This is a genomic window from Neobacillus bataviensis LMG 21833, assembly GCF_000307875.1.
In the GTDB taxonomy this organism is placed as follows: Bacteria; Bacillota; Bacilli; order Bacillales; family Cytobacillaceae; genus Neobacillus; species Neobacillus bataviensis.
On sequence record NZ_AJLS01000055.1, the window covers coordinates 56,670 to 75,318 of the forward strand.

An 18,649-nucleotide genomic window follows, 5' to 3' on the forward strand; every position below is an offset into this window, starting at 1 on the left:
GAATCTCGTCAGCCTTTTTATTTATTTAAGTTTATTCCCGTATTCTTGCAGCTTTTCCCCCACGGTACATTGGGAAATACAAAAACGATGCGCCACTCTTCGCCCGCCTTCTTTCTTTAGCTGCTGATGCAAAAAACAGCCATCACAGTATTGATTAATCATGCTTTCTACTTGGCTAAACAGTTCCTTTCTAACTGAATGCTTCATTTACTGATTATCACCCTCTTTTCATAGAATTAGCGTTTTGGCGAAGATTTCTTTCCCTTCTAATGCCTGGGTGGCCAATTTATCCGCTTCCTTGTTATCCTTTCTTGGTATAACCGTATATTTTGGCAGCAATCCTAACACCTTCATTTTTTCTTCAATCCGATCAAGCCAGGCATTAAGCGTTTCCTCATAACAAGGCCATTCCCCTTCAAGCTGCTTTAATACACCCTGGGAATCTCCTTTAAATTCACAGGATAGGTGATGAACACCCAAATCCTCTAGAATATTTAATGCATAATAAAAAGCGGCATATTCTGCTTCATTGTTGGTTTCCATTTCATCAACCCGCTCGTTGGCACGGATGCGATATTTCTTTTTTCCTTGCCTAAAAAAGATAACAGCTCCTAGCCCTGCCTGATTGGTTTCCTTGTGAAATCCGCCGTCAAAAAAAACAGTAATCTCGTGGGGATCTTCTTCAATCTCTGTTAACAGTTTTTTCATTTCTTTTATAATCCAAGTTGTCCCTTTTTCATCATAAACATACAACTCACTCACTTTGCCGGTTCCCTCAAGTTCCTCACCCATTTGTAATGCCAATTCCCCCGAAATCCACTCAGATGAACATCGGACTTTTTCATTACTACTCTTTACCTTATAGTTCCACTCAAGCCTATATTTCATTGTTTTCAGCCTCTCAAAAATGATTTTCACGCTTTTACCAATTAGCTTATTCATTAAGCCACTAGAATATATATTATTATCATACCCATTTAAGCAGCCTGAAAATATTTTCCCGCATCAATGTGATAAAATATGTTAAACTTTCATTATTATATTATTGGGGGAATCACCATTGATTGAAATCTATATTGATGGGGCAAGTGCCGGTAATCCTGGCCTGAGCGGGGCTGGAATTTTTATTAAGGGAAACGGCATCACAGAAAAATATTCGGTCCCGCTTGGCAATATGACAAACCATGAGGCAGAATTTCATGCTTTTATTGAAGCGCTAAAAATATGCATAAAGAAGGGCTTTATCCATTCGGTCGTCTCATTTCGGACGGATTCCGAATTAGTGAATAAGTCTTTTGAAAAAGCATTTGTAAAAAATAAATTGTATGCCCCACTGCTTAAAGAAGCCCTTGATTTAACGAAAGAGATTGATTTATTTTTTATGAAATGGATCCCAAGTAGTGAGAACAAAGTGGCCGATGAACTGGCACGACTGGCGATACGAAAAAACACTAGCGAGGAGCCCAATATATCCATATGAAAAAACCCATATTTGCAGATTTAAGTCTGCTTCTTGTCACGTTTATCTGGGGCACAACCTTTGTGTTAGTCCAAAATGCGATTGATTTCCTGCCACCCTTTGCCTTTAACGGAATCCGCTTTTTCATTGCAGCGCTTTTGCTCATCCTATGCCTACTAGTATTTGAGAAAAAGCAGCTTAAACAATTGAATCTGAAATTAATTGGCTCGGGTGTGTTTATTGGATTTTGGCTATTTCTTGGTTATGTCTCACAAACCATCGGCCTATTATATACCACTACATCAAAGGCGGGATTTATCACAGGCCTTAGTGTCGTTTTGGTCCCCTTATTCTCGATGTTTTTACTCAAGCAGTATCCAAGTAAAAATGCCATTATAGGAGTTTTTACGGCAACAATTGGCTTATTTTTGCTTACCATGACTGACGTAGCATCATTAAATATTGGTGATGGATTTGTGTTTATTTGTGCGATTAGCTTTGCGATGCATATTATTTTAACCGGCAAATTTAGCAGTCAGTACCCAACCCTATTATTAACAGCTATTCAAATTTCAACCGTTGCCATCCTGTCGATGGGATCTTCGTTTATTTTTGAAGATTGGAAAAGGTCACTTACGTTAGACGTTCTTTTATCACAAAATGTCATCACTGCCTTAATTATAACGAGTGTGTTTGCTACCGCGCTTGCCTTCTTTATTCAAACAAATTTTCAAAAATATACATCGGCAACAAGGGTGGCATTAATTTTTGCGATGGAACCGGTTTTTGCGGCAATTGCCGGCTATTTTTGGGCTCAGGAACGATTAGCTATTGGCGCTCTTTTCGGTTGCGGCCTTATTTTTATGGGAATGATTTTCGCCGAACTCCCAGTAAATAGAATTCCATTGCTGAGAAAAAGCAAAGAACTTGAAGGTTAACGAAAAAACTCCCTGTTTATGGGAGTTTTTGATTTATATCACAAGTAAATCTTGTTCCGTCACAAAATCAATCGCTGCTTGTCGCGTATGAATCTCGTTTGCAATGAATGTTTCCAGCAATGACATATAGAAACTTCCATCAAAACTCTTTTGTGCCTTTAACGTTAACTCAATTGCAGTATTCATCATTTCATCGGAAGCATTTGTATAATGTTTCCCAAAGAAAATAAAGCCAATAGCATCTTCTTGAAATAGAAATCCCTTTCCTTTCAAGTAATGCAAATACTCTTCAACCGTCCGCACTGACCACCCATTCCTCTCTCCCAATTTTCTAAAAATATCCCTTTAAAATCTTAACCTAAAATTCAAGGCTTTTCTATTCTTTTTTGTACATAAATGGCCAATCACTCCGACGGCAATTCCAAGCAACGCACCGCCAATAACTTCATCCGGCTGGTGACCTAACATTTCTTTTAGCTTTTTTGGAGTTTCTTGTTTAAATTCCACACTTTCTTCTTTGTGAATTTTTTCAATTAATTCGTTCATTGAATTTACTTTTAGAGTGAGCTCACCTGTTTGCCTCCGGACACCTTGTGCATCGTACATGACAATTAATCCATAGACAAGTGAGAGCGCAAAGTCAAAGGTCGGCAGCCCCCTTTGTAAGGCAATATAGGTGGTTAACGTGGAAACTCCCGCGGAATGCGAACTAGGCATGCCACCCGTTCCAAAAAATAGTTCAGGCCGCCATTCTTTCTTTTTAAAATAATGAATGGGAATTTTTACCCCTTGGGCAAGTCCAATACTTAAAAGGGCTAAATAAACGCCTTTGTTCATTTTTTCATCACCTCTGCCATTATTGTTAGAGATCCCGAGTTAGATTATTCCTAATGGAAATACTACCTATAATGGGAGGTGATTTGTTATGAGTAATAATGCTAAGAGAAACCGCGGCGTGAAGGCACATGGAGTAAATCCACAAGGCTATGGACAAGATGCGGAGTTTGCGGAGGAACCAAAAAGCAAACTGGAAAATGCAGCAAAAAAAAAGAATACGAAATAATACTTATGTAGTCCTGGCTGTCCCCTTGCCTGAGACAGCCAGCTAGCAAAATCCTGTTACAGAGGTTCCAAGTAAAACTTTATTTCCATTGCGGCAGCCGAAGCAATCTGTTTTGCTAGTTCTGGTGTGTCGGAGGAAGCTATGACATATGCATAGCGGTCGCCAAGCGAATAGGGTTTTGTTAAGATTGCCCCCATTCTTGGCTTTACGAACACCTCCACTACCCCTTCATAGGCAGATGCGATATTTTGACCGGTTACCTTTATTAATTTCCCTCTAATATCAATCGTTACAAATTTGGCATACACGTGCCTGGCGCTGGTTTTTTCTAATGAAGGTGCCTCACCTAGGGAAAGTTTAATTATTTCTTTTACTAAATGAATGCCTGTACCTTCCTGAATAATTCGGTTCATCGCCCCGCCTGACATTCTCGGATTAATTTCAATTAATTTCCACTCCCCATCCACATGCCGCATTTCTAAATGACATGAGCCATTTACTAATCCAAGATGCTCGATCACGCTTGTAACAGCAGCTTCTAATTTAGCATAGTCCTGTTCCGATAACGCAACAGGGTATAAATACCCCGTGACAATAAATCGGTCACCTTGCTGAATTTCTTGTTCAATGACGGCCACTATGGATAGTTCCCCTTTGTAAACAAATACTTCAATCAAATATTGCGTTCCCTCCAAATATTCTTCCACTAAAAGGGATGTTTTTGGGTATTTCCTTCTCAGAAAGCGCAGACTATCTTTCAATTCTGAAATGGAGGAAGCAAGTATGACGTCTTTTGAACCATTTGAAGCAGGGGATTTTATGATAAGCGGCAATTCATCTTGAGACCAGGTAGCAAATGGAAGGATAGGTTGATCGTGTGTAAGTATTGAATATCTCGGGGAAATGGGGAGCGATTTTAACTCTTCACGAAAGCGCGTTTTGTCTTCCATAATCGCTAAAGCTGATGCCGTTTGCGAAACAAGTCCTAATTTGCTTGCAATCCTCGCTGCCAATGACACAAAGGGATCGATAAAACTTAATACAGCAGCAATTTGCTTTTTATCCTTTTGTAATTCCTCTAGAATGACGAGGATATTTTCTTCATTCATTAAATTCTCTTCATAAATTATCTGATGAACTTCCGGGAAATCCTCTCTTTTCGATAGGAAACCCACTCTATTTGTTAATAGAATCGTGCAATAGCCCATTTGAGTGGAAGTAATTAGTGCTTCCCTGCTCGACCCTGATTTATTACATCCGATAAAAACGATGGTTTCCATGCCGATCATTCATCCCTAAAAATTAGTGATATATTTATTATCCTATTAATGTTAGACACAAGAGTTCTCGAAAATTTCGCCTATTTAAAAAGGTTGTCTCATATCGAGACAACCTTTTAAACTAAGAAATAATGAGTTCATCGAACGGGAGCAGCCGCTGGATACCGCGAAGCTCAATTTCCATCAATTTATTTACCGCTTTTTCTTTTTCAATTTTTAGCCCTGCCTCTTCTAAGGCACAGCTGACAGGAACATCACATTTTATTTCAGCAAGAATCCTTGAGAGGTGAAGCATATCTAAATCCTGCTCAATTTTCGTCTTATTGGATTTTGATAGCCGGTCCAAGTTCGAAATGATCCCCTCAACATGGTCAAATTCCTGTAAAAGTTTCAATGCAGTCTTTTCACCAATTCCCCTTACTCCTGGATAATTATCGCTCGTATCACCCATTAGTGCTTTTAAGTCAATCATCTGCCGAGGAGTAATTCCTTTTTCCTCAAAGAAGGTTTGCGGTGTGTGAACAAGATAATTCCCATACCCCTTTTTCAACAGAATGACAGAGATGCTTTCATCAAGGAGCTGAAGGATATCCTGGTCACCGGTTAAAATCGATACATGCGCATGATCCTTCATTTGACTAGCAATGGTGCCGATGCAATCATCCGCCTCATAGCCTGCTAATCCAATATTAGGAATATCAAAGGAAGCGACGACCTCTTTTACTAGGTCAAATTGCGGGATCAATTCAACTGGTGCCTCCCCGCGATTTCCTTTATAATCCGCAAATAACTCTGTGCGAAAGGTTTTACTGCCCATATCCCAGCAAACAGCCAGGTGTGACGGTTTAAATGAAGATACTGCTGTAAATAAATGTTTTATAAAGCCATGGATTCCATTTGTCGGAATTCCTTTAGAATTTATCATAAATTGACCTGACACGGCCGTAGCATAAAAAGCACGGAATAATAGGGCCATTCCATCAACAAGCATAAGTGAAGGCTTTTGATTTTCCATTTTTTCAGTCCCCCTTATTAAGAAAAGCGCAAGCGCCTTGGTCAGCCTCAGGCATAGCACAAGACGAGCCGGCCGAAAGGTTGCATTTTACCTTTTGGACGGATTGGCTTGTGACCTCGAGGGGCTAGGCGCTGGAGCTAGACATATATAAACAACACGGGTACCATTATAACATAAGATGAGCCTGAGAATTATTCAATTTTATTCTCCTTATAGGAAATCCAATCGCTAAAGCTGCCAACATATAACTTTACCTTTTCGAAACCAGCCTCTTTTAAGGTGAGGAAATTCGGCACTGCCGTAACACCTGAGCCGCAATAAACAATAATTTCACTATCAGGATTGATATCTGAAAACCTTTGTTTTTGTTCATCAATTGGTAAATATTGATTGTTCGTTAATCCCTTCATCCACGGCTTATTGATCGCACTGGGGATATGACCTGCCTTTTTATCAATTGGCTCTTCCAAACCCAGATACCGCTTTTCTTCACGGGAATCAATTAGGATTTTGTTTTGTTTTTCAACTGCTATCTTTACTTCTTCAACGTCCGCAAGCAATTCTGGTCTCAGATTAACATGTAGATTTCCTTTTTCAAAGGCAGGGATAACTACTGTTATGGGATTATTGTCTTGCAGCCATCCTTTATAACCGCCATCAAGGACGTACACATGATCATGACCAAGATAGTGAAGAAGCCACCAAAACCGAGCAGCAAAGGATCCTTCACCGTTATCATAAGCAATGACAGTTGTGTCAGTGCCAATACCCGCCTTCCTTAATTTCTCAGCCAAATCAGCAATATCTGGCAGTGGATGCCGGCCTCCATGCTCCCCAACCGGAGATGACAAATCCCGTTCTAAATCAAAAAAGACTGCACCGGGAACATGACCGCTTAAGTAGTCCAGTCTTCCTTTTTCCGGTTCTGCCAAAGAAAATCGGCAATCGACAATTCTTACATTCATTTCATTAAAATTTTTCAGTAACCATTCATTGTTTTTTACGTATTTCATGCCTGTGCCCCCTCAATTATCTAATTCCTCCAAAAGCCTTTGTTGAATCCCAGTTAAAAGCTCGATGGAAACGCCGCCTTCCAAGGCCGAAAGAAGACTTAAATAGAAATCAGCCGCCTCCTCACTGGTTTGCGTTACTAAACAGGCGAATTCACTGTTTAGTTCTGTTGCATAATGAGTGTTTAATCGGCCGGATTCCTGCTTCAAATAACTGTCCGCAAGACCGGATAGGATATGATTTAGTTCATCACTCATGAGTTTCTTTTCATTTTTTTCGAAAAAGGAACGCGGATTTTTAAAATAGGACATGGCCTTAGCGAATATCTGCTGATCGATATCAATAAAGGCACTTGAAAAATTAATTTCCATACTTTCGCTTTTTTCAAATGCAGAAAAGGAAAGGTCTTGGTTAATTTCTAACAGGTTTCGATGGAGCCCTATTTGATAATCCATTAGCAGCCTACCCATGAAGCGATCTAATCTAACGGTTGTTGCTCGCATTTCTTGGGCAAAATCATAACCTAGGCTTTCAAGAAATTCGTCGAGTGCAGTTTGCAGTGCTTTTTTTAGATTGCGCCCATCGTCCCGGAGTGTAGACGGATTAAAAGCCTCTTTAAAGAAATCACCAAAACGCAGGAAAACCCTTTGTTTAATATAGAACACTAATTCTTCTGCTTCCATTTGCAAACGCTTTTGCATCGTCTCGGCTGTTTGTTTCTCTATTAATGCCTTGATCTGCGCCTTTTGCATTTCCATTTCGGTTCTTTTTTGTTCCTTTACTGATTGATCCTCATTTGAGCTTTGAATAAGTTTGCCCACCAATTCATTTACTCGGCTCAATTCTCTCTCAGCTGCTGAAATGCTCATTTCCGTTAAATCATTCGAAATAAAGTGATAAAATTTCTCTTCAAACTGACCCATTCCAGAATTCACAGCAGGTGTTACATTCAATTTTTCCTTGATGGCCAGCAAACTTGATACTGGGTAAAGATGTGGATTCCTTATTCCATATTTCATTAACTGTTCCGCAACATAATCAGAAACCGTTTCCTGTTCTTCGTCATTTTCAGCAAGATCAATGGCATTAATGATGAAAAACATTTTATCCATTTGGAACGATTCCTTCACACGTCCTAACTGGATTAAAAATTCACGGTCGGCTTTTGAAAATGCATGATTGTAATAGGTAACAAATAGGATTGCATCTGAGTTTTTAATATAATCAAAAGCAACACCTGTATGGCGAGCGTTAATGGAATCCGCTCCCGGTGTATCGACAAGGGTAATTCCCTTTTGGGTTAACTCACAATCGTAGTACAATTCAATCCATTCAACATAACAGGACTTTTCTTCCTTTGCGACAAATTCCTGAAAATCATCTAAATCTGTTTCAAGTAAGGTTCCAAGTACTGGTACAAAGGCAGTATTTCCTCTTTTAAATGCCTGCAGAAAGGCAAAATGGGTTTTCTCCAGTACCCCTTCCTGCCCTTTCTCAAGCGTAATTTGGTCAATCATTTTAGCGGCTGCAGCGAAATCACCGGCATGTAAATCAAAAACCTTTAAAGCACGATTCACATCTTCAAGCATGATATCCTTGTCTTTGAACTTCACCAATACGGTTCCATGTGGATGTTCAGCTGAAACCGGCTTAATCTTATTGATGGCAGCTGTTGTCGGATTTGGCGATACCGGTAATACTTTTTCACCCATTAATGCATTAGCAAAAGAAGATTTACCAGCACTAAAGGCACCAAATAATGCAACAGTAAAGCCTTTATTTTCTAGCCTGTCTGCTTTATCCGTTAATTCCTTTGCCAGCTTCTGAAAACCGGGCAATGGCTTTATTAGTTCCGATGCATGAAGAAGTCGTTTAGTAGTATTCTTCAAACGTCCTTCACCGTGACCAATTTCCATTGATTTTTTTTCAATACCGTTTGGGGATTTACTGATTTTATCAGCCTTTTTCGGTTCTTGTTTTATAGGATTAGTTTCCCCCATGGAATTGATCACTTCAAATTCTTCATCTTCAATTTCAAAGAGCTTATAGACATCATCTTTCAAAGGGATATTAGATTGGATAAAAAGATCATCGATTGTTTTTTCTCGTAAAAAAATAGTTTGTTCGTACTTGTTAAGCTCTTCTAATGCTTTTACATATCGCTCAATTTTACTAAATTCTTTTTCATATTGTTCTTTTAACTTGGCCGTTTGACTTTTTAAGGCCTCAAAGAAGCTCGCTTTTATTTCTACAAGTTGATTTCTTCCAATCCTTTTAATCTCATTGGCAACATCCTCGGTATAGTGGAGGACATAATCTCCTGTTACACGGGCTCCCGGTTTCACTGTGTTGGTTACAATATCGATTGGGACAGGGATGGAGTAGGATTGCGCTAAGCTTTGAAGCTCACCATGATTAAGTTCAGTTTCCTTTAAGGTTTTAAGCAGAAATTCTCGTAAATGCCACTCTAGCTGTAATTTTGTTTTTTCAAGCAGATCCTGATAAAAACTGTCCAGCCTTTTATTCTTCTCTTCTAAAGTCTTTTGCTTTGTAAACATGAAACCCACTTTAAATTCCGGCTGGCAAGCTTCTAAATAGCTTTCAGCTAATTCTCGCGTTTGAAACGGCAAAAGATAGGCATTTTTCATGATTTGGGCAATGGAATGATCAAATTCCTGTTCTTTATGCATAGAACCTTCTTTTATCATGTGTAGCGTAGACGATAATTTTTGATAAGAAGCTGTTAAATCCTGTTTTTCTTGCTCGGTTAATTCATCTAGGATTTCAAAGGTGGTGGTTAGCTTCTCCCCTTCAATCTTATTTGCTTGATTAACATGATCTTGCGCAATTTTCCTTAAGGAATGCAATATGGATGGAACCAGTAATTGATCCTTCGCGGCCAATTTTTCGGCAATAAATGCCTGTAGCTGCTGGAATTCATTATAAGGGTGATCTTTATGCTTTAATGATGTATAAAAAATCCTTGGGGGTTTGACTCCCCATGAAGCAAACGAATTCACCACACTCTTTTGAAAGTCAGAAAAACTTAATTCCTCGTCCTTGTGTTTATCAATCTGGTTAATGACTAAATAAACGTCTTTTCCTGCTTCTGACAATTCCTTGGTAAATAAAAAATTCAACTCTGCTTGGACATGATTGTAATCCATCACATAAAAGATTAGATCGGCCAGATGGATCGCAGATTCCGTAGCAATTCGGTGTGCATCATCAGCAGAATCGATTCCCGGTGTATCCATAATCACTGTATTTGAAGGCAGACGTGAATCGCTATGACTAATCTCTAATTCTTCGATTTTGTCTCCGTCCTTACAAAAGTTTTTCACTATTTCATAATCGTATGGTGCTAAATAAAGCCTAGGCTTATCATTTTTAAAAAATACTTTCGCGTAATCTTCACCTGATTTTACTTTCACTAGGTTTGCGCTTGTCGGTATCGGACTTGATGGTAGTAACTTTTCTCCGACGACTTGATTGATCATAGTAGATTTTCCAGCGGAAAAATGCCCGCAGAATGCAATTAGAAATTCTCGATTTTCTAATTTATGTGCTAGTTGCTTTACCTTATTAGCCTGTATTGGATCATGCTGTTCACTTAAATATTCATATATTGAAGCGATTTTTTGTTTTAATGATTGAATTGTTTCTTGCTGATTGGCTGTTTGCACCATTTTTGATTATTCCCCTTAACAACTTAGTAATATTTTTTATTTTATACGATAATTCAAACTTTTCCTATCTTGACATCCCATTTGTTAAAACAATTTTTAACAGCAAAAAGGCCAAGGTCTAGAACCTTGGCCAAGTTATGAAACTTTTTTTATTGGGTAACATTTTTTAAAACGTGCTTCATGACAAATGCATAGACAATAACCGTACAGCCGACAAACGCAAAAGCCATATGTAACACCCCTTATCAGACTCTCACCTGAGAATGATTTTCATTAATGAGTTTATTTTAACACGGCTGATAATCATTTTCAATCCCCACCAAGGAACTGTCACAATCATTTATCAATTCTTGGGATAAAGCGATGGCAGTCCTTAAAGGCTCCATCATATTCTGTTAATGCACGTAGTGCCTTTTCCTCCTCAGGGATCCGAATCATTAGCATGATGACATTTAATAATGTAAAAAGAAATGCGGTATAGTATGCGGTAAACAGCAAGGGCACAACGAGCAATTCAATCGCGACAACAAAATAATTGGGGTGTTTTAAAAAGCGGTATGGCCCTTTTCTAACCACTTTAGCACCCGCTAGAACAAGAATTTTTGTGTTCCAATACATGCCGAGAGTGGCAAGTGCCCAGATCCTTATAAACTGAGCAAAACAAAATAGGCAAAGGACAATTGGCCAAATGGGTGATAGCAGTCGATTAAGCAACACCTTTTCCGTTATGAATACGAGAAAAAACAGCACATGCATCGCTACCATATATTTATAGTGTCTTTTACCAAACTCAACTGCTCCATGGCGCTTCATCCATTTTTCATTTCTCTTGGCAATAAATAGTTCCACCACGCGCTGAAGGATAACAAAACTTAGGAATAGGATAAATGGAATGAGGTCATTCATTTAACTCCACCTCAGTAGGAGTAATTCCGAGCTAAAGCCCGGCCCAAGTGCGGTTGCAAGACCCATTGTGTTTTTAGGAATGTCCATCTCCATATATCGCTTTAATACAAAAAGAATCGTTGCTGAAGACATATTTCCAAATTGCTTTAAAACCTCTAAAGAGATTTCATTCATCGAAGGCGGAATATCCAGTGCCAATTCATAAGCATCAAGCACTTTTTTTCCACCGGGATGGGCAATGAAACAATCGATTTGATCAAGTTGTATGTTGTTCTCCGCTAAAAAGCACTTTACATTTGGCTTCAGCCAGCCTTCGACAATATGAGGGATATCACGAGAAAAGACAACGAATAATCCCGAATTTCTTAATTCCCAGCCCATCACATCTAAGGAATCAGGCATAAGTGTCGATTGCGTTGCGATGATCCCGGGTGATGCGGCCTTCTTGTTAAACTCCTCTGCTTTAGCTTCATCACCGCAAACCAATGCACAGGCAATTCCATCGGAAAAAAGAGATGTTCCAATAAGATTACTTTTTGACAGGTCATTCTTTTGAAACGTGAGGCTGCAAAGCTCAACAGATAGGACAATCACTTTTGCCTTTGGAAATGCTAAGCAATAGTCAAATGCCCTTGATAATCCGACTGCCCCGCCGGCACAGCCAAGCCCCCAGATCGGCACCCTTTTTGTATGCGGGTTGAAGGGCAATAGATTCATAATTCTTGCTTCAATACTTGGCGTTGAAATGCCCGTGGATGAGATAAAAAAAATAGCGTCAATCTTTTCGCAAGGAATGTTCTTTTGAAGGAAATTTTGGTCATTTAAACAGGTCACAATGGCTTCTTTTCCTAATTCCACCGCCGACTCAATATAGGCATTGTTCTTCTCTTCAAAGGTATGATTTGCTTTAAACCATTCTAAATCTTTGACAAAATGGCGTTTTTCTATTTGACCGTTCTGAAAGGCTTTTAACAGTCTGTCAATATCTTTAAAGGAGTCGGCAAAGAGTTCTCTTGCAAACTCAGATGCTTCGTTTTGGGTAATTTCAAAAGGGGGACTGACCACTGAAACGGAAATAATGGCAGGCATCATCATTCTCCTTCGACATATGTATAGGTATTTTTTCCAATATCTAGCGAATTATTCGGGAGAAGTCTCCTGTTTAGTGGCAAAAAAAAAAGCTCCCCTTTTGTCAGGGAAGCAAACGTTTTGAAGGTTGTTGTTGTGCACTTCAATTATAACGCGGATGATGATTTTCATCATTACATAATCATTTCCAATTTCTATTATTGCTTTTCTGATTGCTTTTGAACTTCGATCATGATTTTATTACTTGCCAATGATCCGCAAACGTTACAGTATTCTACTTTATTATATAAAAGGCGACATTGTTCGCAATAATATTTTTCCACAAAAGACCACTCACTTCTTAAGGAGATTAACAGATCTACTTCTATTTTATTTTTGGAATTCAATAATGTGAATGTATTTTTAAATCAAGGCAATATAGTTTGTGAACCATTAATCAATTACTTTTATCACAGCTCGAGTGTGATAGTTCACATTTTCTTCACATTTACTCTTTGTTAATTGTGATATAAATCACTGTTACATCAAGTTTATAACATTAACATAGTAGATACCTAAGGAATGAACAATTTGTGAACTTCGGAATTTGATATTTTACTTTCGCAATTGTTTTGTATTATGAAAGAGAACTTATTTATTTAAATCCATTTTTAGAAGGGGGTCACAGGGGATGGCGAAAGCGGAACTGAAAACTAAGCAAAAGACAGAAGTGGAAGACAGCTCCTCTCTCAAAGGGACATTAGCGTCCGTTTTCATGTTGGGAGCATTTATTATTGTCACCTGGGTAGGCGTTTACTACCTATTCGTAGATCGTTTTTAATTGATTGAAGGGGGAAAAAATGATGCACATGCATAAATTAGAAAAGATTTGGCTGACGTTCGGAATTAGCTGCCTTGTTATTTTCTTGGCAGTCATTGGTGTAAGTGCCTTCTATCTTGGCAACAAACCACCGAGCTGTTTAACGACAATTAATCCTGAAAAAGTGGATGAAACGAAACCATTTGATAAACCAGGCCTACATAAAGTAGAGGGAAAAGACTGGGACTATGAATTAGTATATGTTGCAGCTGCTTTCTCTTATAGTCCGGCTAAAGTGGAAGTGCCGCTTGGCGCAAAGGTAAAAGTCATTGCCACCACAAAAGACGTCGTTCATGGCTTCGAAATGGCTGGGACTAATGTTAACATGATGCTTGAACCGGGATATGTTAGCGAATATACGACAACATTTGATAAAGCTGGCGAATATTTAATAGTTTGTAATGAATACTGTGGTGCTGGGCACCATTTAATGAGTTCGATGATTGAGGTGGTAAAATAATGGTTAACACTACAGCTACAAAAGTAAAAGTCGACCCTCGTGATGCAAAGCTTTCCATGGCACATTTCTTTGTTGCGTTTTCGGCACTTGCCCTTGGCGGATTAATGGGTCTCCTGCAAACCTTAGTACGTTCAGGTAAATGGGAGCTTCCATGGGGAATTGATTACTATCAAATTTTAACGGTTCATGGTGTTTTAATGGGTCTTGTCTTAACAACCTTCTTTATTATGGGTTTTCAATATGCTGCTGTCAGCAGAACAACCGGAGGTCATTCGAACGCTGCTAGACGAACTGGCTGGATTGGCTTCTGGATTATGTTACTCGGAACTTTAATGGCAGCAACAATGGTTCTCCTTAAGGAAGCATCGGTACTTTACACTTTCTATGCGCCACTTAAAGCACACTGGATTTTTTACTTGGGATTAACATTCGTGATTGTCGGCAGTTGGATAGATGGTGCGGCGCAAATCATGACATATGCTAGATGGCGGAAAAATAATCCTGGTCAACCAAGTCCATTACTAAGCTTTATGGCAGTAATCAATACTGTTATGTGGATTGTAGCGACATTAGGTGTTGCTGCAACGGTTTTATTCCAACTACTTCCTTGGTCACTTGGATTAGTTGATACTGTTGATGTCCTAGTCAGTCGTACATTGTTCTGGTATTTCGGTCACCCATTAGTGTATTTTTGGTTATTGCCAGCATATATGTGTTGGTATGCGATTATTCCAAAAATTATCGGTGGTAAGATTTTCTCAGATTCGTTAGCACGCTTGTCATTTATCTTATTCTTGCTTTTTTCCATTCCGGTTGGTTTCCACCACCAATTAACAGAGCCAGGTATTGATCCTGCTTGGAAGTTTTTCCAAGTAATCCTGACGTTCATGGTTGTTATTCCATCATTAATGACTGCCTTCTCACTTTTCGCAACCTTTGAGAGATACGGGCGTTCTAAAGGTGCTACAGGTTTGTTTGGCTGGTTTAAAGTGCTTCCATGGGGCGATGCCCGCTTTATTGTTCCATTTATCGGGATGGCTTCGTTTATCCCTGCCGGTGCCGGCGGAATCATCAATGCTTCTAACCAAATGGACCAAGTCGTGCATAACACCATTTGGATCACAGGTCACTTCCATTTAACAGCAGCAACTTCCGTTGTGTTAACATTCTTTGGAATTTCCTATTGGTTAGTTCCGCATTTAACTGGACGTAAATTAACGAAAGCAATGAATAAATTAGGCATTATCCAGGCATGGGTTTGGTTCATTGGGATGGTATTCATGTCAGGTTCAATGCATATCCAAGGCCTGCTTGGCGGGCCAAGACGTTCTGCCTTCTCTACCTACGGCGGTGCAAAGCAAGCGGCCGAGTGGATTCCATATCAAATCGCTCAGGCTGTTGGCGGATCGATTTTATTCCTTGGGATTATTTTAGTGCTAATCATTTTTGTGAACCTTGCCTTCTTTGCTCCTAAAGAGGAGGAAGAATTCCCTGTTGCTGAAGCAGAAAACATGGGAGAAAAAGCACCAATGGTATTCGAAAACTGGAAATTATGGCTTGGCATTACAGCCGCTCTCATTTTATTCGCTTACACGATACCGTTTATCGATATCATTCAAAATGCACCTCCAGGCTCAAAAGGATTCCAGACTTGGAGTAAATGGTAAAAGGAAAAGCGGAAGCGCCTTGCTAAGGCGCTGGAGCTGGACAATACAGAAAGAGCTTCAATCTATGTGATTGAAGCCCTTTTTTTATTATTTATTTCGTACTTTTTTATAGGACGATTAATGAGTAGAACTGACATTAGGATCAAGATTGTGCCCACGGCCTGGATGGCTCCAAAACCTTCTGCATACAGAAAAACACTTAATATCGTAGCTACAACAGGTTCTACGGTGGCAATGATAGCTGCTTTACTGCCCTCCACTTTTTCAAGCCCTTTTGTGTACAATAAATAAGCAATTACTGTTGGGAAAAGTCCCAGACCGATTCCGTATAGGACGATCTCCCCGCTAATAAGAAGATTCCATTTATCCCAGAGATGTGTCACGGGCAGTAAGACAAGCGATGCAACCATAAAGGTGTACAATGTTACCGTAAAGGTGGGATACTTTTTTAAGGCAAACTTGCCAAATATCGTATATAAGGCATATCCAAAGCCTGCTCCAAGCCCTATCAGAACCCCAATTGGCCGAATGGCTGCAGTAGCATTTAGATTGACACCTGCGACCAATACGCAGCCTGCAATTGTCGCGAAAACGGATAGTATTTTTGTTGCATCCATTTTTTCCTTTAAAAATAAATAGGACAATATCGTCACAAAGGCCGGTGCTGTATACAATAAAATCACGGCAAGAGACAAATTCATTTGATTAATGGCGGAAAAATAACACCAATTGAATAAGACGATACTGCAGATCCCCGTGCCAATAAACAGCCCAATGTCAGGGAATTTGATTTTCATTTGCGGCCGGTATTTTACTGCACCAATCAGTCCTAGCAAAATTGCCGCAGTGACAACCCTGATGGTAACTATCTCCATTGGGGTAAATCCAGCATCAGTAAGTTTCCTCACAAAGATGGCAATCATCCCCCACAATGATGCACTTATCACAATGAAGATAACCGGAATGACCTTCTTCAATTTAACTGATAAACCTTTCCATATTTCTCATAAAGGTACTCAATTAAATACTTCGCATTAAGGCCTTCACCAGTGATATCCTGTAAGATTTCAAGCGGCTTTTTCATTTTGCCGTATTGATGGATATTTTTCGTCAGCCATTCCTTAATAGGCAGCAAATTTCCTTCCTCTACTAATTGATCGAAGCTCGGAATTTCTTCAAGCATTTTATGCTTAAATTGTGCTGCATACATATACCCTAAGGCATAGGAAGGGAAATAACCGAAGCTGCCTCCAGCCCAGTGAACATCCTGAAGGACGCCCAACGCGTCATTTTCAGGGCGAATGCCTAGGTATTCTTCGTACTTGTCATTCCAAATTTTCGGCAGATCCTTCACTTCTATTTCATCATTAAATAACCCTTTTTCAATTTCATAGCGGATGATTACATGGAGTGGATAGGTTAATTCATCTGCTTCAATGCGAATGAGTGATGGTTTTGATTCATTAATAGCGCGGTAAAATTCTTCCAATTTAACTTGATCAAACTGACCATCTGCATAATCCTTCAATAGGTCGTAGTTATTTTTCCAAAATGAAAAACTTCGTCCTAGAATATTCTCATAGAAAAGTGACTGTGATTCGTGAATTCCCATTGAAGTACCGGAACAAAGCGGTGTCCCAATTAGGTCTGCTGAAATATTTTGTTCGTATAGGGCATGACCGCCTTCGTGAATCGTCCCAAAAACTGCAGTACGGAAGTCATTTTCGTCATACTTTGTGGTAACACGGACATCACCAGGGTTTAATCCGATCGCAAAAGGATGAACGGTTTCATCCAGTCTGCCTGCATTGAAGTTATAGCCCATTTTTTCAAGGATCTTCAGGCTTAATTCCCGCTGATTTTCCTTTGGAAAATTCTTAAATAGAAAGTCCGTTTTAGGATGATGGTTTGATTCCGCAATCCGTTTAACCAATGGGACAATTTTTTCCCTTAATTCACCAAACACTTGATCCAATACTTCCATTGTCACGTCGGGTTCGTATATATCTAACAATACATTATACTTATTCTTCTCGTGGCCCCAATAGCTAATGAATCGTTTTGTCATCGCTACCAGCTTCTCTAGGTACGGACTGAACAAAGCAAAATCAGCCTTTTCCTTTGCTTGCTCCCAGACACTTTCCGCTTTTGATTGGAGAATGACAAATTCTTTATATTCTTCGACCGGGACTTTCTTGTTTCGTTCATATTCTTTTTTACATTCTTCCAAAATTTTGCTCGTCTTTTCAGACAGCAGCTGTTTTGATAAATTGGCTATGTATGCGGCCATTTCTTCAGAAGTGGACATTTTAAATACCTCGGATGAGAGCATTCCAATCACTTCTGAGCGTTGTTCCACAGCCTGCTTCGGGGCACCTGTTCTAAGATCCCAGTAAATCAATCCCAGTGCCTCATTATAAGCGGACATTTTTTTCACATATTCCAAGAATTCTTTCTCTAATTGATCAATACCCATGTAAATCCCCCTCTTTTACTGACAGTTAAATTTTATCATATTTTTCTGAAAAATGGATGTTACATGGTAGTAATGTGGAAAAAAAACAACAGAAACGGATTTCTGTTGTAAAATATAAAGTATAGGAAAAAGAGGATGTTACTTGGAAAAAAATTCACGTAAAATGATGAGAGAGGGTTAAGTGCCCCGTTGTTTCAAAGACACTAACACCAGAAATTACTTCTTACTAATGGCAACTTTCCATGTTTCTGGACCTTCTTCAAGGTACTCCCAAGAAAACTGCTCAGGTCTTTCCAACATGAATTGATATAAAAGCGGTCTCGGGTCATGGTCATTAACAATCATCATCATCTCGCCAGATGCCAATTCATCAAAACCGTTAAAAATAGTAGGATGTTTTTCCTTTGGTGGAAAATCTGGCACGTTGATTACTTTTGCGTAGGTTTGCATTATTATCACTCCTTATAGTTTGTTAATTTCTACTTTATTATAAAGAAACTATTATTTAGTTTTAGTGCACCGCATCACACCTAGAACATGATTTTATTAATACTATTGCTGTCAGGGGGAATGGGTCTTGAAAGAATTATTGGGGATTTGTAAATGCTGCAACAAAGAAGTCTATTGTTTAGATGGATTTTTTAACGGCGTCCATTCGGAAGAAAAAGAGATTTATTGTTTTGAATGTTATGAAAGTCTAAAAGTTGAAAAAGAAAATCCGCAAAGCTAAGCTTTGC

At 39.2% G+C, this 18,649-nt stretch carries 20 protein-coding genes; 7 read left to right on the top strand and 13 right to left on the bottom strand.

Features of this window, described 5'->3' with window-relative positions; translation table 11 throughout:
* Positions 1–21: 21 nt before the first annotated feature.
* Together BABA_RS08725 and BABA_RS08730 are read right to left on the bottom strand one after the other, a co-directional pair.
* On the bottom strand, positions 22–207 hold the full coding sequence (locus BABA_RS08725) for a zinc-finger domain-containing protein (RefSeq protein ID WP_007084797.1): 186 nt from the start codon (positions 205–207) through the stop codon (positions 22–24).
* 21 nt (positions 208–228) lie between these two features.
* Positions 229–888, bottom strand: coding sequence for a reverse transcriptase-like protein (locus tag BABA_RS08730; RefSeq protein WP_040345799.1), 660 nt, complete (start codon positions 886–888; stop codon positions 229–231).
* A gap of 172 nt (positions 889–1,060) precedes the next feature.
* On the opposite strand from BABA_RS08730, the gene BABA_RS08735 reads away from it, so the two are divergent.
* Complete coding sequence (locus BABA_RS08735) at positions 1,061–1,480, top strand: reverse transcriptase-like protein (RefSeq protein ID WP_007084799.1); 420 nt, start codon at positions 1,061–1,063, stop codon at positions 1,478–1,480.
* Positions 1,477–2,397 (top strand): DMT family transporter, encoded by a 921-nt coding sequence (locus BABA_RS08740; RefSeq protein WP_007084800.1) that lies wholly within the window; start codon positions 1,477–1,479, stop codon positions 2,395–2,397. The genes BABA_RS08735 and BABA_RS08740 overlap by 4 nt, the downstream gene beginning before the upstream one ends.
* A 33-nt stretch (positions 2,398–2,430) precedes the next feature.
* Here the strand turns inward: BABA_RS08740 and BABA_RS08745 are convergent, their stop codons facing one another.
* Both BABA_RS08745 and BABA_RS08750 read right to left on the bottom strand, forming a co-directional pair.
* On the bottom strand, positions 2,431–2,700 hold the full coding sequence (locus BABA_RS08745; protein ID WP_007084801.1) for a DUF6123 family protein: 270 nt from the start codon (positions 2,698–2,700) through the stop codon (positions 2,431–2,433).
* Between the two features lie 42 nt (positions 2,701–2,742).
* Positions 2,743–3,234: a divergent PAP2 family protein gene (locus BABA_RS08750; RefSeq protein WP_007084802.1), complete on the bottom strand. Its 492-nt coding sequence runs from the start codon at positions 3,232–3,234 to the stop codon at positions 2,743–2,745.
* A gap of 88 nt (positions 3,235–3,322) precedes the next feature.
* Here BABA_RS08750 and sspL point away from each other — a divergent pair, with 88 nt between their 5' ends.
* On the top strand, positions 3,323–3,460 hold the full coding sequence (sspL, locus tag BABA_RS08755) for a small, acid-soluble spore protein L (protein WP_007084803.1): 138 nt from the start codon (positions 3,323–3,325) through the stop codon (positions 3,458–3,460).
* Positions 3,461–3,516: 56 nt separating this feature from the next.
* Here the strand turns inward: sspL and BABA_RS08760 are convergent, their stop codons facing one another.
* The 6 genes from BABA_RS08760 to BABA_RS08785 all read right to left on the bottom strand — a co-directional run bounded on the left by BABA_RS08760 (position 3,517) and on the right by BABA_RS08785 (position 12,450).
* Complete coding sequence (locus BABA_RS08760; RefSeq protein ID WP_007084804.1) at positions 3,517–4,740, bottom strand: ATP-grasp domain-containing protein; 1,224 nt, start codon at positions 4,738–4,740, stop codon at positions 3,517–3,519.
* Positions 4,741–4,861: 121 nt separating this feature from the next.
* Complete coding sequence (locus BABA_RS08765; protein WP_007084805.1) at positions 4,862–5,755, bottom strand: 5'-3' exonuclease; 894 nt, start codon at positions 5,753–5,755, stop codon at positions 4,862–4,864.
* 191 nt (positions 5,756–5,946) lie between these two features.
* Complete coding sequence (locus BABA_RS08770; protein WP_007084806.1) at positions 5,947–6,768, bottom strand: sulfurtransferase; 822 nt, start codon at positions 6,766–6,768, stop codon at positions 5,947–5,949.
* A gap of 12 nt (positions 6,769–6,780) precedes the next feature.
* Positions 6,781–10,455, bottom strand: coding sequence for a dynamin family protein (locus BABA_RS08775; protein WP_007084807.1), 3,675 nt, complete (start codon positions 10,453–10,455; stop codon positions 6,781–6,783).
* 336 nt (positions 10,456–10,791) lie between these two features.
* The gene (locus BABA_RS08780; RefSeq protein ID WP_007084808.1) at positions 10,792–11,361 is read right to left on the bottom strand and encodes an isoprenylcysteine carboxyl methyltransferase family protein; all 570 of its coding nucleotides are present in this window, start codon (positions 11,359–11,361) and stop codon (positions 10,792–10,794) included.
* Positions 11,362–12,450 carry a type III polyketide synthase gene (locus tag BABA_RS08785; protein ID WP_007084809.1) on the bottom strand — a complete coding sequence of 363 codons (1,089 nt, stop codon included), beginning with the start codon at positions 12,448–12,450 and terminating at the stop codon, positions 11,362–11,364.
* 670 nt (positions 12,451–13,120) lie between these two features.
* On the opposite strand from BABA_RS08785, the gene BABA_RS08790 reads away from it, so the two are divergent.
* From BABA_RS08790 to BABA_RS08800, 3 genes are read left to right on the top strand one after another with little or no spacing between them, the layout of a single operon-like run.
* Positions 13,121–13,270: a cytochrome c oxidase subunit 2A gene (locus BABA_RS08790; protein WP_007084810.1), complete on the top strand. Its 150-nt coding sequence runs from the start codon at positions 13,121–13,123 to the stop codon at positions 13,268–13,270.
* 22 nt (positions 13,271–13,292) lie between these two features.
* Positions 13,293–13,769: a cytochrome c oxidase subunit II gene (locus tag BABA_RS08795; protein WP_007084811.1), complete on the top strand. Its 477-nt coding sequence runs from the start codon at positions 13,293–13,295 to the stop codon at positions 13,767–13,769.
* Positions 13,769–15,436, top strand: coding sequence for a b(o/a)3-type cytochrome-c oxidase subunit 1 (locus tag BABA_RS08800; protein ID WP_007084812.1), 1,668 nt, complete (start codon positions 13,769–13,771; stop codon positions 15,434–15,436). Before BABA_RS08795 ends, BABA_RS08800 begins: the two co-directional genes overlap by 1 nt.
* Positions 15,437–15,498: 62 nt before the next feature.
* On the opposite strand, the gene BABA_RS08805 is transcribed toward BABA_RS08800, so the two are convergent.
* From BABA_RS08805 to BABA_RS08815, 3 genes are all read right to left on the bottom strand, one after another.
* Positions 15,499–16,413, bottom strand: coding sequence for a DMT family transporter (locus BABA_RS08805; protein ID WP_007084813.1), 915 nt, complete (start codon positions 16,411–16,413; stop codon positions 15,499–15,501).
* Positions 16,410–17,912, bottom strand: coding sequence for a carboxypeptidase M32 (locus tag BABA_RS08810; RefSeq protein WP_007084814.1), 1,503 nt, complete (start codon positions 17,910–17,912; stop codon positions 16,410–16,412). The genes BABA_RS08805 and BABA_RS08810 overlap by 4 nt, the downstream gene beginning before the upstream one ends.
* A 216-nt stretch (positions 17,913–18,128) precedes the next feature.
* Entirely contained in the window at positions 18,129–18,362 is a 234-nt protein-coding gene (locus BABA_RS08815) for a DUF2249 domain-containing protein (protein ID WP_007084815.1), read from the bottom strand.
* A 127-nt stretch (positions 18,363–18,489) separates the two neighbouring features.
* Here BABA_RS08815 and BABA_RS27680 point away from each other — a divergent pair, with 127 nt between their 5' ends.
* Positions 18,490–18,642, top strand: a complete 153-nt coding sequence (locus tag BABA_RS27680; protein WP_007084816.1) for a hypothetical protein — start codon at positions 18,490–18,492, stop codon at positions 18,640–18,642.
* The last annotated feature ends 7 nt before the right edge of the window (positions 18,643–18,649 follow it).